Below are 16,456 nucleotides of genomic sequence, written 5' to 3' on the forward strand. Positions count from 1 at the left end.
GTTGTAATTTTTAAGTATATTTAAATTATAGTAAAGAGTGTAAAAAATGAATTTTTTAGAAGAAGAGAGTTTATTTTTGAAGAAAATACAACAACTAAAAACTAAATTTGAATTAGTTTTATTGGAGAAAGCTCCATTAAAGGAATGCACAGTGATTGTGAATAAAACATATCCACTGGAAGTTGTACCATATATTGTTTCAAGCTCAAATAACTCGCTAAAGCAAATTTGCTCTTATCTTCAAAATGTGTCCGGGGAAGCATTATTACCCAAAGCCGTAGTACCAGTATCATATATACCTTTAACTGCCACAGGAGAGGTAGACGAATTGGCTCTGATGAACATTCCTATTGTTGATGAAAGTTTAATTGAGCAAGTAGAAAAGCAACTAAACTCGCATCACAAAATTGAACAGGCAGTGTTAGTGGTGCAGGAGTTGAGAAAGAATATCCCCTCACTCCATTTATCGGATTTGATCCCAGATTGGCAAGACAAGAACGCGATCGCCGGAGGCGGGGTTTTGCCCATCGCTAACGTTGCCCCAATTCCCATAGGCTCCCAAGCCAGTACACAACAACATTTCTCAGAGCCAAAGCCACTTGCCATCAGCCACGGCGGTATTCTACCGGATGATCCCAATGCACCTATTACCTTGCCCGAAGTTTTGCAAACAGCCGCGCAACAGGTTAAAAGTGCGGGAATTATTTACCTGTTGCCCGATGGCACAGAACTACGCCAATCATACGCTGAGTTACTGGAAGTTGCAGAGCGGATTCTTGCTGGTTTGAGAAAGTTGGGACTCAAGCCAAAAAACAAAGTCATATTGCAAATGGAACTTAGCTGTGACATTATTCCCGCTTTTTGGGGCTGCATATTGGGAGGCTTTGTCCCTGTAATCATGGAAGTGCCACCGACTTATAGAGAATCAAACAAGGTGGTGGATAAGCTTTGTCATATTTGGCAGTTCTTAGATAGTCCAGTTATCTTAACTACGGAAGCTCTCAAACCAGAGATAGAATTTCTATCGCAATGGCTACCAACAGAACGCATCAAGATAGGCACAATTGAAATATTAAAAAACAATACTGCCAGTAAACAATATCACCATAGTCAACCAGATGAGGTAGCTCTTTTCAACCTGACTTCTGGCAGTACAGGAATACCAAAATGTGTTCAATTGACTCATCAAAATCTCATTGCTCGCGCCAAAGGGGCTAACCTACTTAATCAACACGAGTCAGAAGATGTAATTTTGAATTGGCTGCCGTTCGATCACATTGGCAGCATTTCCGACTGGCATATTCGTGGTGTGGAATTAGGTTGCACGCTGGTTTATGCACAGAAAGAATATATTTTGGGTCGCATTCTCAACTGGTTGGATTTAATTAATAAATACCAGGTTACTCATAGCTGGGCACCCAACTTTGCTTATGCGATAGTTAATGACTCTCTCAAACAAGAACCAGAACAAAACTGGAACTTATCGTTCGTGAAATTTCTACTGACAGCTGGTGAAGCAGTATCTAGTAAAGCTGTGGAGGATTTTCGAGAAAACTTGGTTGTATATGGACTCAAAGCAACGGCAATTCGCCCAGCTTTTGGTATGGCTGAGATGGGTTCGGGAATTACATATTATCAGCCCCTTCAGGAAGCACCTTTGTTGTTCCATAGAGTAGACAAATCTATATTGCAAGGTACTATTAAACGAGTAGACATAGACCATCCGAATTACAGTATTTTTACCGATTTAGGCTCAGTCATTCCTGGAATTACCATTCGCATAGTAGATGAGCAAAACTCTGTATTAAGAGAAGACACCATAGGGCGTTTGCAAGTTAAAGGCGATGCAGTTTCTCCAGGATATTACAACAACCACAATGCCAACAATCAATCTTTTTTAAAAGATGGCTGGTTTGATACTGGAGATTTAGGATTTATTACCAACGGACAATTGGTGGTTACTGGTCGTGCCAAAGAAACTATTATCATCAATGGAGCCAACTACTACAGCCATGAAATTGAAGCAGTAGTTGAAGAAATTGCAGAAGTTGAAGTGTCCTACACTGCCGCTTGTGCAGTGTGCAATACTGATGATGCAACAGAGAAACTGGCTATTTTCTTCAGTTCGCCGATTACAGAAGAAGCAAAACTGCTAGAGCTAATAAAGAAAATTCGCCAAACAGTGGTGAACAAAATCGGCTTAAATCCTGATTATTTAATTTTATTAGCTAAAGAAGATATCCCCAAAACCGTTATTGGTAAAATTCAGCGATCGCAACTTAGCGATCGCTTCCATGCAGGTGAGTTTAACCCGATTCTCAAACGATTAGATATTTTACTAGGCAATACCAATACTATTCCTGATTGGTTTTACAAAAAAGTCTGGCGACGTAAGCAAGCCAAGGTTTTGAAGACTTTATCCCAAAATAGTCTGAATATAGTATTCCTTGACGAGCTTGGATTAGGTACATTTATTTGTCAGCAATTGCAGCAGCAAAACCTGCCATATCTGTGTGTCTCAACTGCATCGGATTTTGCTAAAAAAAGTTCTAATCATTTCTGTTTAACTCCTGGGAATGCAGACCATTATCAGAGATTATTTGAGACGATAAAGGCAGGCAACCAGAGAATTGGTCAGATTCTTCATTTGTGGAATTATCAAGAATATGGCGGAGAAATCAAAAGCATAGAAGCTCTTGAAAAATCTCAAGAGCAGGGAATTTACAGTTTATTATTTCTTATCAAAGCCTTAACAAAAACTCAGGTATCCCAAGATTTAGTTCAATTATTATTTGTTTCTAGCTACACCCAGTCTACGCAATCAAAAGACAAGATAGCTTATGAAAAATCTCCATTTCTAGGTGTAGTTAAAACTATTCCCCAGGAAATACCCTGGTTAAATTGTCGCCACATCGATTTAGCACCAAATTCGGCGCAGGTAGATGGGAACCATATTCTGCAAGAACTCCAGGTTTTATCAAAAGAGCAAGAGGTTGCTTACCGGGATGGACAGCGTTTTATTGCAGGTTTGGAAAAAGTCAAACTGCAAGACAAACCTAAACAGGAACTCCCCTTTAAACCAGGAGGAATGTATCTGATTAGCGGTGGACTTGGAGGTGTTGCGATTGAAATTGCTAAATATCTAATTAAATTTTTTAATGCCAAATTGCTATTACTAGGTCGCACTCCTCTTCCAAGTACAGACATTGTATCCAAAACAATATCAGACAAAATTAAAGCTTATCAAGAATTAAAGCAGCTTGGAGCGGTGGTTTATGAGGCAGTGGATATCTGCGACTTGCAAGCCACACAGCAAGTAGTAGAAAAAGTCAAATCTAACTGGGGAAGTCAGTTAGATGGGGTGATTCATCTGGCGGGAACTTATCACGAACAAATGTTAGTGGATGAAACACCAGAGAGTTTAGCTGCAATTTTACGTCCCAAAGTCTTAGGTGCTTGGGTACTGCATCAAGTTTTAGAGAAGCAAGGACAGGGGGTTTTCATTAGCTTTTCGTCTTTAGCAAGTTTCTTTGGTGGCGCTACCATTTCCGCTTATGCTGCTGCTAACAATTTTTTGGAAAGCTTTAATCAATACCAACGTTCTGTTGGTGGGTTGCACAGCTATTGCTTTGCTTGGACAATTTGGCATGATACAGGGATCAACAAGGGTTATCAGAGGCAAGAAATCACCCACGCTCAAGGCTTTTATGAGATGAGCCTGCAACAAGGGTTGTATTCCTTCTTGGCTGGTTTATATCATGACCAAGCACAGCTGATAGTCGGTTTAGATGGCAGTAATGCCAAAATTCGGCGTTTTACCTCGGAGTTTCCAGGGTTACAGAAATTAACTGCCTATTTCACTACGAGTAACGGTGCTGCCGTACCAGAATTATCAGATTTTACAGTGCGCGATCGCTTCACAACAACTGTCAACTGTGACTTCGTGCAACTATCACAAATGCCCCTCACTGCTAGCGGCGAAATTAATCGAGAATTATTGGCTAGGGGGATGACTCGTACAGAAGCGATCGCTCCCCGAAACGAAACGGAACGGCAAATAGCTCAAACCTGGCAAGAAGTTTTAGGAATACCCCAAATCGGCATTCACGACAACTTCTTTGAACTGGGAGGAAATTCTTTGCTAGCCTTCCAAGTCATTTCTCGGTTGCGCGAGACTTTTTCTGTTGAATTGTCGCCAAATCGCTTTTTTGCATCCCCGACTGTAGCTGGTTTGGGAGAAAGTATTGAGGCGTTACAAACTGTCGTCACCAAGTGGAATGCAGCTATGGATGACGCAGAAAAAGAATATGAGGGAGGCGTACTATAAATGACAATAATAGAATTTGTATCTTATTTAAATAGTTTAGGTATAAAAATTTGGCTGGAAGGCGGCCAGTTAAACTATCGCGCTCCCAAGGGAGTGATGAACCCAGACCTCAAAAACCAACTGCTAGGGCGCAAATCAGAAATCCTGGCTTTTCTAGAAGAAGCTCAGACTGCAACAGACTCTTCCTTTGAGCCAATACTATCTATAAAGCGTTCTGGAGACTTGCCTTTATCATTTGCCCAGCAGAGGATGTGGTTTCTCTATCAATTAGAAAGCCAAAGCCCCTTTTATAACGAGGGTTTACAGCTGCGCGTTGCAGGTGTACTCAACGTAGAAGCTCTACAGCAAAGTATCAACGAAATCATCCGTCGTCACGAAATTTTACGGACAACATTTCCCGCAGTGGATGGGAAACCCGTGCAAGTAATTTCTCCTAGCTTGGCGTTGGCAATGCCAATTTTAGACTTTCAAGGTATAGAAGAATCAGAAGTACAACAGATTGTCACCAAGGAAGCTCGCCAACCTTTTGATTTGAGTAATGGCCCTTTATTGCGGGTTACTTTACTGCGCCTGGGATCGGAGTCCCATATCCTGGTATTGATCATGCACCACATAATCACGGATGGCTGGTCAATGGGGATATTCATCCAAGAGTTGTCCACTCTCTACCGAGGCTTTACTCTTAATTCCCCTTTGCTTCTGGCTGAGTTGCCCATCCAGTATGCTGATTTTGCAGTTTGGCAACGACAGTGGTTGACTGAGGAAATTCAAAAACAGCAACTAAATTACTGGAAGCAACAGTTAGCCGATGCGCCACCCTTATTAGAACTACCCACAGACAAACCACGCCCCGCCGTTCAGACTTTCTGTGGTGCTACCCAGGAATTTCAAATTGACCAGAATTTGAGCAAGCAAATCAAAACCTTCAGCCAACAGTCAGGAGCTACCCTATTTCATACCCTACTGGCGGCTTTCGTCGTTTTAATGTTTCGTTACAGTGGTCAAGATGATATCTGCATTGGTAGCCCCATTGCCAATCGCAACCGCAGAGAAATAGAATCATTGATTGGCTTTTTTGTCAATACATTGGTACTGCGTAACCAGATCAAAGGAAATCCCAGTTTCAATGAGTTTCTCTCTCAAGTGCGACAAGTTGCAACGTCCGCTTACACTCACCAAGATGTCCCCTTTGAACAAGTGGTAGAAGCTTTGCAACCAGAACGTTCTCTCAGCTACAATCCCCTATTTCAAGTGGTGTTTGTCTTAGAGAATTTCTTGTTGGATACATTAGAATTGCCCGATGTCACCCTGACTCCTCAATTTGTAGAACGGGGCACATCTCAATTTGATTTGACCTTGGCCGTTTGGGAGACAAAAGCGGGACTGATCGGTTCGTGGGAATATAACAGCGACCTATTTGAGCCAGATACGATTGCAAGGATGACAAGTCATTTCCAGACTTTGTTAGCAGCGATTATTGCTAATCCGAATCAAGCCATTGGTGAATTACCACTGCTGACACAAACAGAGCGACATCAGTTGTTAGTGGAGTGGAATGATACTCATACGCCTTATTCTAAGAGTAAATGCGTCCATGAGTTATTTGAGCAGCAGGTAGAAAAAACACCAAATGCGATCGCAGTAGTCTATGAGAATCAGTCCCTCACATACCAACAGTTGAACGATCGCGCGAATCAGTTGGCGCATTATTTGCAAACTTTAGGTGTGGGTGCAGAAATCTTAGTAGGAATTTGCATTGAGCGTTCGCTCTTAATGTTGGTAGGATTGCTGGGCATTCTCAAGGCTGGTGGAGCATACCTACCCCTTGACCCAGCATATCCCCAAGAGCGATTGGCGTTCATGCTAGAAGATGCTCAGGTATCGGTGCTGCTGACACAGGAAAGTCTGGTGACAACGCTGCCGCCACATCAAGCGCAGGTAGTTTGTCTTGATAGCGCAACCTTCAGCGCGATCGCAGAGAATTTACCTCACACAGTCACAACTGACAATCTAGCTTATGTGATTTACACCTCTGGTTCTACCGGCAGACCCAAAGGAGTGCAAATTGAACATCGAGGATTATTAAATCTCGTCTTTTGGCATCAACAAGCTTTTGCCGTGTCGTCCCTTGACCGAGTAACACAAGTTGCTGGAGTAGCATTTGACGCTTGTGGTTGGGAAATCTGGCCTTATCTGACGGCGGGAGCTAGTATTCACTTTCCCGATGATGAAACCCGGCTTTACCCTGAGCAAATGCGAGATTGGCTGTTGTCAAAGGCAATAACCATTAGCTTCCTCCCGACACCAATGGCCGAGAAAGTTCTGTCATTAAATTGGCCGGCCAATGCTGCTTTGCGAACTTTGCTCACGGGTGGAGATCAACTTCATCAATATCCTTCGGTTTCTCATCCCTTTGAGGTGGTGAATAATTATGGGCCAACAGAGAATACTGTAGTCGCAACCTCCGGTAATGTTCCGAAAAGACAACAAGCTTACTTACCACCTGCGATCGGGCGAGCGATCGCAAACACCCAAGTTTATGTACTGGATTCCCGATTACAGCCTGTACCCATTGGTGTCATAGGCGAATTGCACATCGGCGGTGAGAGTTTGGCACGGGGTTATCTCCACCGTCCCGACCTAACCGCAGAACGCTTCATTCGTAACCCTTTTCAAAGAAGCAGGGGGCATACTTCGACTGCGCTCAGTAACCAGGGAGCAGGGGGCAAGGGGGAAACAGAAAACTGCGATCGCTTGTATAAGACGGGCGATTTGGTTCGCTACCAAGCTGATGGCAATATAGAATTCTTGGGTCGCATTGATCACCAAGTGAAGATTCGCGGCTTCCGTATTGAACTTTCGGAAATTGAAGCTATTTTGACTCAACACCCCCAGGTACGGGATGCTGTTGCGATCGCTAGAGAAGATATACCTGGTGTGAAGAGTTTGGCAGCATATATCATCCCAGAACTGACACAGCCAACCAGTAATGAGCTACGCCTGTTTCTCAAGTCAAAGCTCCCCAGTTACATGGTTCCTGCATCCTTCACAATTCTAGAAGTTCTGCCGATTACCCCCAACGGGAAAGTAGATCGTCGGGCATTACCAGTACCGGAGTTCGAGTCCGATGAATCCACTGGCTTTGTCTCTCCCCACACCCAGACTCAAGAAGTCTTGGCAAAGATTTGGCGGGATATTTTAGTCCTAAAACAAGTCGGCATCCACGACAACTTCTTTGAATTGGGTGGGGATTCGATCATTAGTATGCAAATTATTGCTAAAGCTAATCAAGCTGGACTCAAACTTACTCCAAAACAACTATTTCAACACCAAACAATTGCTGAATTAGCTCCTGTTGCTGGTATAATTAGCTCGGTTCAATCAGAACAAGGTTTAGTTACAGGGATTGTCCCTCTAACACCGATTCTGCACTGGTTCTTTGAGCAAAATCTGCCGGAACCTCATCACTTTAACCAATCCTTCCTGCTAGAAGTTCCCGCAAATTTGCAACCGGAATTATTAGAGCAGGCATTACAAAAGTTACTCTCCCATCACGATGCTTTACGACTGCGGTTTGTGCAGCAGGAGGGGCAATGGCAGCAGTACAACAGTGATGCAAGCGATGTATCGTTGGGCATTACAGATTTGTCATATCTGCCCCCAGCAGAATGGTTAAAGGCGATTGAAGCAAAAGCGGACGAAACACAAAGCACGCTGAACTTAGCAGATGGGCCGCTGATGCGGGTCGTTCTGTTTCACTTAGGCAATTCTCCCGGACGTTTACTCATCGTCATCCATCACTTGGCTGTCGATGGCATCTCGTGGCGGATTTTGCTAGAAGACTTATCTGAGGCATACAAACAATTAGAAGTTGGCAAAACTATCCAACTACCTACAAAAACCACGTCCTTTAAGGATTGGGCAATTCGATTGCAGGATTATGCCCGCAGTCAAGAACTCCATTCACAGCTAAATTATTGGCTGGACTCAATGCGGTTCCCAATTGCTCATTTACCGTTGGATTATGCTGCTGTTGCTCAAGATAACACTGTAGCTTCTAGTCGGATTGTATCTGTCTACCTGAGTGTAGAACAGACTCGCGCCCTGTTGCACGATGTCCCCGGAGCCTACAACACCCAAATTAACGATGTCCTGCTGACGGCATTGGTGCAAACTTTCACTCGTTGGACAAGTTCTTACTCCCTACTGATTGACTTAGAAGGTCACGGACGAGAGGACTTGTTTGAGGATGTGGACTTGTCCCGCACGGTAGGCTGGTTTACTAGTATATTCCCCGTTCTCTTAAAACTTGAGGATCGCAATGATCCCGGAGAGGTTCTCAAGTCGGTAAAAGAGCAACTGCGACGTATTCCCAACAGGGGTATTGGTTATGGCATCTGGCGATATCTTAGCCCGGATGAGAGCGATCGCAATCAATTACAAGTGTTCCCCAAAGCTGAGGTGAGCTTTAACTACTTAGGTCAATTCGATCAAACGCAGTTAGCAACCCTTGGATGGAAATATGCCCAAGAGTCTAGCGGTTCCATTCACAGCCCCAAAGGACAGCGCCGCCATTTGTTAACTGTGAATGGATTAGTTGTTGAAGGGAGGTTGAAATTAGAGTGGCAATATAGCGAGCATTTTCATTCCTGGGCCACTGTAGAAAATCTCGCTAATGAGTATATAGAAACCTTAGAAACTATTATTGCCCACTGCTTAACTCCAGAGGCAGGTGGTTATACTCCTTCTGATTTCCCAGAAGTTGAGTTTAGCCAAGAAGCTTTGGACGAACTGCTAGCAGAAATTAATTAAATAAAGTCGTTCACATCTAGAAAGTAGGTTTCTGTTTTAACAAGGTTTTCTGCAAATAAACTAAATTCCTGGAGGTTATCTATAACCAAATTGCCAATGACTCGCTACCAAAAAATATCATGATGATTACTCAGGAAAAACTATGCTGGAATTTCAGATTGAATTTCAACCTCGTATCCCTCCTTCAAAAAATTTAGTCATAGGTACTTTGGGGCCTAATGCTACTAGTAGTGACTACGCTGCCAAGCATATAACTAACCATCTGCTCTCAGAACAATTTACTGTATCAACTCAGTTATTTGATACTTTTATAGATGTCAAAGAAGCTTTACTACAAGACAAAGTAGATATGGCTTTAGTGCCTCATGCTTACGACCGAATTAATGAGTTTTACATGGAGCCAAGTTTTGATTTAGGCTTCATTTTTATATTTCCTACTCCAGTTTATGGATTGGCTAAGAAAAAAAATAAAGAGGTAGTTTTCAATGGTTCTAGAATTGTTACCCATCCGGCTCCTCTACCTCTGTTAACAAAACTCTTGCCAGACTCTCAAGATCAAACACAAATACAAGTGGATTTGTCTCCTTCTACCAGCGATTCAGCGATGCAGGTAATGCAGGGTTTAGCCGATTTTGCTATTACTAATGAGAATGCCGTGAAAGCCTACGATTTAGAATTTATTTCAATCTATGGAAACATCCGTATGAGTTGGTCGATTTTTCAGAAAAAATTAAATTAGCAAAAAGTTATGTCTAAATATTTTCCCCAGCCAAAAACCATCAAAATTAATTCTGATGTAGAGTTAATCGCATTTCAATGTCAAGACACAGTTGTGCAATTAGCTTCTATTCCCCCAGGAGCTACTTTTGAATTACATCGACATCCCGAAAGTCAAATTGGAATGCAAATTGCGGGACGTTTGGAATTTAACCTCAACGGGACAAAAGAAATTCTCGAACCCTTTGGGCAAGTTTATGTAGCTGGTTCTAATGTTCTTCATGGTTCTAAAAACCCTTTTTCAGAAACAGCATTAGCGTTTGATGTGAAACGCATCACAAATTCTGAGGAAGCTGAGGAGGCTATTCTGAAAGTTTCACCAACTCAAGATGAAATTACAGGTTTTGAGTGTCAGTCTGTTGTTGGTTCTTGGTTTGAGATTGTCATCACCAAAATTCCTCCAAAAGGAATAATCCCAATTCGCCAATTTGGTAATGAAACAATGGGAATAGTTCTTAACGCTCGATTGACGATCGCAGTAGAAGAACAACAGCAGAATTTAAAATATGGTAGTGTTTATTATGCTCCTGCCAACGCTCTTTATGGAGGACATAATCCTTCTGATGAAACAGTATCTGTGATTGAAATTTTGATTAAACCTCGCTCTAATTTCTCTTTTAAAGATGCTTTTTTAAAGACAGATGTAGTGCGATCGCTAACTACTTCATAAAGGATATTTATCATGGATTTAGGCTTAACACAGAAAGTAGCTTTAGTGACAGGAGCAAGTGCTGGTATAGGTTATAGCGTTGCCCAAAAGCTGGCAGCAGAAGGTTGTCAGTTAATAATTTGTGGGAGAAATTCTGAGCGATTAGAACAAGCTTATCAAGGTTTGATTGGTTCTCAAGCAAAAGTTATCCCGATTTGTGCTGATGTGCAAAATGCAACTGATTCTAAAAATTTAGTCCAAGAAGCTCTCAGCCAATTTGGAAAACTTGATATATTAGTCAATAATTCTGAGGGGGCGACCTTTTCTAATGAAGCTGTAGAAAATCTATCTGATGAAGATTGGTTGTCTGTCTTTGAAGGTAAGCTAATGGGCTATATTCGCATGACGAATTTGGTGCTACCGACAATGAAAAATCAGCAATGGGGACGCATTATTAATATTGTTGGGACATCAGGGAAAGAACCTTCTAGTCGTCTTGTTAAATCGGGTGTGGCAAATGCTGGATTAATCAATTTTACTAAAACTGTTGCTACGCAAGTTGCTAAGTGGAATGTTTTAGTTACCTGTGTTAATCCTGGTTTGATTGATACTCCAAGGCATAGAGAATATTTAGAAGTATTCGCCCAAGAGGAAGGTCGGACTGTTGATTCCATCATCGAAGGAACGAATAAGATGATTCCTCTTGGTCGTCGCGGTGTTTCTAGTGAGGTTGCTAATTTGGTTGCTTTTCTAGCGTCAGAATGTGCTAGTTATATTACGGGTGTTACTATTCCAGTTGATGGCGGATTGTCAACTTCTGCTTTTTAACAATTACTTTTTTAAACGAACCGCAGAGGCGCAGAGGACACAGAGAGAAGAAAGAGAGATAAATCACGTAATTAATATTATTTTTAAAAAACAATGGTAGTTGCACAAAAACAAAGTAAAAATAAAGATATTGAATCTATTTATCCTCTTTCACCTACGCAGGAGGGTATGCTATTTCATACTCTCTATGAGCCGGAATCGACAATCTATTTTGAGCAGTTTAAATTAACTATTCATGGCAATTTAGATCCAAATGTATTTGAACGATCTTGGCAAATTCTGGTAGAGCGACATTCGGCTTTGCGAACTCTTTTTGTTTGGAAGAATCGCAAACAATCTGTTCAGGTGGTGCGTAAAGAAGTGAATTTGCCTTGGTCTAATTTAGACTGGCGGATGTTTTCTAAACAAGAGCAAGAAATACTTCTCAATTCTTTCTTAGATTCAGATAGAAAACAAGGTTTTGAACTTGACAAAGCTCCATTAATGCGCTTTGCTTTAATCCGGGTAGCCGATGAAACTTATGAGTTTGTCTGGAGCTTTCATCACTTACTGGTTGATGGCTGGAGTTGGCCGATTATTTTCAAAGAATTGTTTGCTTTATATGAATCAATTCAGAATGGGCAACAGTTATATTTAGCTCCAAGTCGCCCTTTCCGGGATTATATTAATTGGTTGCAAAAGCAAGATTTGGCTGGGGCAAAGGCGTTCTGGCAACAAAATCTTGAGGGTTTTACTGCACCTACACCTTTGATGGTTGAGCGAACAATCGGACAGAGTTCTCACCAACAGCAAAATATTGAGGTGCGATCGCAACATCTATCAGCCGAGAGGACAACTACCTTAAAATCTTTTGCTCAACAACATCATCTGACGCTTGCCACCTTGGTACAAGCAGCTTGGGGGCTGTTACTAAGTCGCTACAGTGGTGAGTCTGACGTAGTTTTTGGCACTACTGTATCTGGCCGCCCTGCTAGTTTATCTGGTGTGGAATCGATGGTGGGGTTGTTCATTAATACTCTGCCGGCACGAGTAAAAATTTCTGACACAACTGATTTGTTAAGCTGGCTGGGGTTGTTGCAACAAGAATATATAGAACGGGAGCAGTATTCATACACCCCACTGGTAGATATTCAAGGCGTAAGTGAAGTTCCTCGCACTCAACTTTTGTTTGAAAGCCTCGTTGTATTTGAAAATTATCCTGTAAATGTAACGTTGCAGCAACTCCCTGGAAACTTGAGCATCGGGGAGCTACAAGACAGGGGACAAACCAATTATCCTCTCACACTGCTGGCAATTCCTGGCGAGGAAATGACCGTAAAAATTTACTACGATCGCCAACGCTTTGATGCAGACATTATTGATCGCATGGCTGGTCATTTCCTCACTCTGTTGAAGGGAATTACCATCAATCCTCATCGCACCGCAGGCGAGTTACCGCTACTAACTCCAGCAGAGCAAGATTTACTTTTAGTCGAGTGGAATGCTACCTCACCAGCGCATCCCATCAATCGTTGCATCCATCAATTATTTGAGGAGCAAGTCAAAAAAACACCCCAAGCTTTGGCGGTGGTATATGAAAACCAACAATTGACTTATGAGGAGTTAAATCAGCAAGCCAATAAAATTGCCCACTACTTGCAACGCTTCGGCGTGAAACCAGATGTTCCAGTGGGTATTTGTGTGGAGCGATCGCTAGCAGCTGCGATCGCTATCTTAGGAACTCTTAAGGCTGGGGGAGTTTGCGTTCCCCTCGATCCTACCTATCCACCAGAGCGTTTAGCCTTCATGCTCAACGATTCTCAAGCACCAGTCATTTTAACTCAAACATGTTGGAAGTCATTACTTGATGGTAACTTTGCTCATCGTCTAATTGTGTTGGATGAAGATGGGGACGAAATCAGCAAAGAATCTGAGAGTAATCTGCAAGTTGAAGTAGCAGCTGATAATTTAGCTTACATAATATATACTTCTGGCTCTACTGGCACTCCTAAAGGCACTCTTGTTACCCAGCGATCGCTCATCAATTTAGTAGAACACCATCAGGCAAAAATGGCTACAGGTATTGGTGTGCTTCAGTTTGCCTCCCTTAGTTTTGATGTCAGCTATCACGAAATATCCGTGGCGTGGGGCTTCGGAGGGACGCTGTATATCATTCCTGAATGCGATCGCAAAGATTTAGATAAATTAATCCACTTGCTTGCTAACAACCCCGTTGGTAAAGTTTTTCTGCCAGTTAGCCTTTGGCAGCAATTAGCGGAAATATACGGAGAGCAAGAACATTTATTTCAGAATATTAGGGAAGCGATCGCTTGTGGCGAACAACTCCAAATTACTCAGCCGATGATTAAGCTGTTTAAGCGTCTGGAAAATTGTACACTCTACAATTTTTATGGCCCCACGGAAGCAGACTTAGTTACAGCTTATACTTTTAGCCAAAAGCCAGATGAATGGCCGATTTATCCACCCATTGGTAAAGCTGCTGTCAACGTGCAAGTTTATCTGTTAGACAGTAATCTCCAACCTGTGCCAATTGGCGTTCCTGGGGAACTCTACGTGAGTGGTGATGGTTTGGCTCGTGGCTACCTCAACCGTGCAGATTTGACTAATCAAAAATTTCTACCCAATCCCTTTGGAAGAGGCAGGGGGGCAGGGGGGCAGGGGAGCAGAGGAGCAGAAATTCTCGCCAGTCCCCAGTCCCCAATCCCCAATCCCCAGTCCCCAGTCCCCAATCCCCGCCTCTATAAAACTGGCGACTTAGCCCAATATCTACCCGATGGGAATATCGAGTTTTTGGGACGGATAGACGATTTAGTAAAAATTCGGGGCTTTCGCGTTGAACTGGGAGAAGTTGAAGCCGTTCTGAGCAAACATCCTCAAATTAACCAAGCTGTAGCTAAAGTGCATGGGGAAAGTGCTAGGGAAAAATATTTAGTCGCTTACTTTGTTCCAATTCCGGGAGAGACAATCACAGTCGAACAACTGCGGACTTTCCTTACCAATCAGTTACCAGACTATATGATTCCATCGGCTTTTATAGAAATGGAATCGTTCCCCTTAACACCCAATGGTAAGGTAAACCGTCGCGCTCTACCAGAACCGACAACCAACCGACCGGAATTAGGCCAAACTTTTGTTGAACCGCGTACTCCCACCGAAGAAATTTTGGCTGGGATTTGGAGAGATGTTTTAGGGTTAGAACAAGTTGGCATTTATGATAACTTCTTTGATTTGGGGGGACATTCTTTACTAGCAACTCAGGTTATTGCTTTAACACGTAAAGCATTTGGGATAGAATTACCACTGTTAAGTTTATTTGAATCTCCAGCGATCGCACCTTTAGCCCAAAAAATCGCCACAGCTAAAGCACCAGATCATCAGGAGTTATCTCTAAAACGATTCCCCCCCCAAAACGAACCAATACCAATTTCTTTAACCCAGCTAGAGTTGTGGTTTTTTGACCAATTTTATCCAGGCAATTCCATCTATAACCTGCCTTTGGTCTATCGCATCACAGGTGCGCTTAACCAAAAAGCATTAGAGGAGAGTTTAAGAGAAATTGTCCACCGACATGAGACATTGCGATCGACTTTTCAGGTTAAAAATGGACAAGTTGTCTATGCTGTTATTAATGAGCCTATCTTTGACTTTTCAGTAATTGATCTCCAGCACCTCCCCGAAACTGAGCGCGAAGCTCAAGCCACACAACAGGCTGAACAGGAAATTAAGCATCCTTTCGATTTGGCACGAGGCCCTTTATTACGCAGCAAGCTTTGGCTTTTGGATGAACAAGAGTATCTATTCGTGGCCGTCACCCATCATATTGTTGCTGATGGTTGGTCTTTTAGTGTTCTAACTCAAGAACTGGCAAAAGTTTACGAAGCCTTTTGTGAGGGTAAGCCGTCACCTCTGACTGAGTTACCGATCAAATATACCGACTTTGCTCAATGGCAGAGGCAGTGGTTACAAGGACAAGTCTTAGAGTCTCAGCTTCAGTTTTGGAAAAAGCATTTAGGCACTAATCCGCCAATATTGAAGCTACCAACTGATCATCTCCGTCCACCAGCGCGAACCTTTAAAAGCGCAGGCCAACCGATAATTCTCTCCCAGAAATTAACCGATGCGCTGAAGGTACTGAGTCAACAGGAAGGCGTAACCCTATTTATGACCTTGTTGGCAGCATTCCAAACATTACTCTTCTCTTATACAAGACAGGAAGAGATCATTGTTAGTAGCGCCCTTGCCAATCGCACCAGAGTGGAAACTGAAGGACTGATTGGTTTCTTTGTCAATTTACTGCCATTTTGTACCAACTTAGAAGGAAATCCCAGCTTTCGGGAACTACTTGGCCGAGTACGTGAGGTAGCCTTGGGTGTTTACGCTCATCAAGAAATGCCCCTGATTAAGCTAATAGAAGAACTCCAGCCAGTCAGAGATCCTAGTTACACATTAATAAATCAAGTAATGTTTGTCTTTCAAAATACTCCAGAGGATAACTTACAATTTGCAAATCTCACTTTGAAGGAGCAGTTTATTGCTAGAGATACAAAAGATACCGCAGAGTTTGATTTAGAATTAACACTCGAAGAGACATCAACAGGTATTGAAGGTTTGCTTGTATACAGAATCGATTTATTTGAAGCTGCCACTATTACCAAGATGGTTGATAATTTCCAAACTTTGCTGGAAAAAATAACGACCAATTATAACCAACGTCTGGCTGAACTTATCTTAATATCTGAACCTCCAACGTCGCCCGCTAAAACTATTATCTCCCCAATATCGAGGGATTTTGTTACACCTCAAAATTCTATCGAAGAAGTTGTGTTAACTATCTGGAAAGAAATTTTAGGGATAGAGCAAATTAGCACTCAAGACAACTTTTTTGAACTGGGAGGGCATTCTGCTCAAACTCTTGAAGTTATATGCAAACTACAGTCAGCTTTCCCAGTAGAACTGCCGTTGATCTACCTGTTTGAAAAACCTACTGTATTTCAGCTAGCAGCAGCCATCCAAGACCAATTAAACAGTTAATAGGTTGATATCTGGTTTTTCAATTGTTATTG

At 42.4% G+C, this 16,456-nt stretch carries 6 protein-coding genes; all 6 read left to right on the forward strand.

Going from position 1 to position 16,456, the window contains the following annotated elements:
• Positions 1 to 46 precede the first annotated feature (46 nt).
• The 6 genes from FD724_RS10160 (at position 47) to FD724_RS10185 (ending at position 16,424) form a co-directional block, all read left to right on the forward strand.
• Entirely contained in the window at positions 47 to 4,327 is a 4,281-nt protein-coding gene (locus tag FD724_RS10160; protein WP_179072528.1) for an SDR family NAD(P)-dependent oxidoreductase, read from the forward strand.
• Entirely contained in the window at positions 4,328 to 9,139 is a 4,812-nt protein-coding gene (locus FD724_RS10165) for a non-ribosomal peptide synthetase (RefSeq protein ID WP_179072529.1), read from the forward strand. It begins immediately after the preceding gene.
• 142 nt (positions 9,140 to 9,281) lie between these two features.
• Entirely contained in the window at positions 9,282 to 9,878 is a 597-nt protein-coding gene (locus tag FD724_RS10170) for a LysR family transcriptional regulator (protein WP_147262558.1), read from the forward strand.
• A gap of 9 nt (positions 9,879 to 9,887) precedes the next feature.
• Positions 9,888 to 10,586 (forward strand): cupin domain-containing protein, encoded by a 699-nt coding sequence (locus FD724_RS10175; protein ID WP_179072530.1) that lies wholly within the window; start codon positions 9,888 to 9,890, stop codon positions 10,584 to 10,586.
• A 12-nt stretch (positions 10,587 to 10,598) separates the two neighbouring features.
• Positions 10,599 to 11,393, forward strand: a complete 795-nt coding sequence (locus FD724_RS10180) for an SDR family oxidoreductase (protein ID WP_179072531.1) — start codon at positions 10,599 to 10,601, stop codon at positions 11,391 to 11,393.
• A 93-nt stretch (positions 11,394 to 11,486) separates the two neighbouring features.
• Positions 11,487 to 16,424: a non-ribosomal peptide synthetase gene (locus FD724_RS10185; protein WP_179072532.1), complete on the forward strand. Its 4,938-nt coding sequence runs from the start codon at positions 11,487 to 11,489 to the stop codon at positions 16,422 to 16,424.
• Positions 16,425 to 16,456 lie beyond the last annotated feature (32 nt).

This window comes from Nostoc sp. C057 (assembly GCF_013393925.1).
GTDB lineage: Bacteria > Cyanobacteriota > Cyanobacteriia > Cyanobacteriales > Nostocaceae > Nostoc > Nostoc muscorum_A.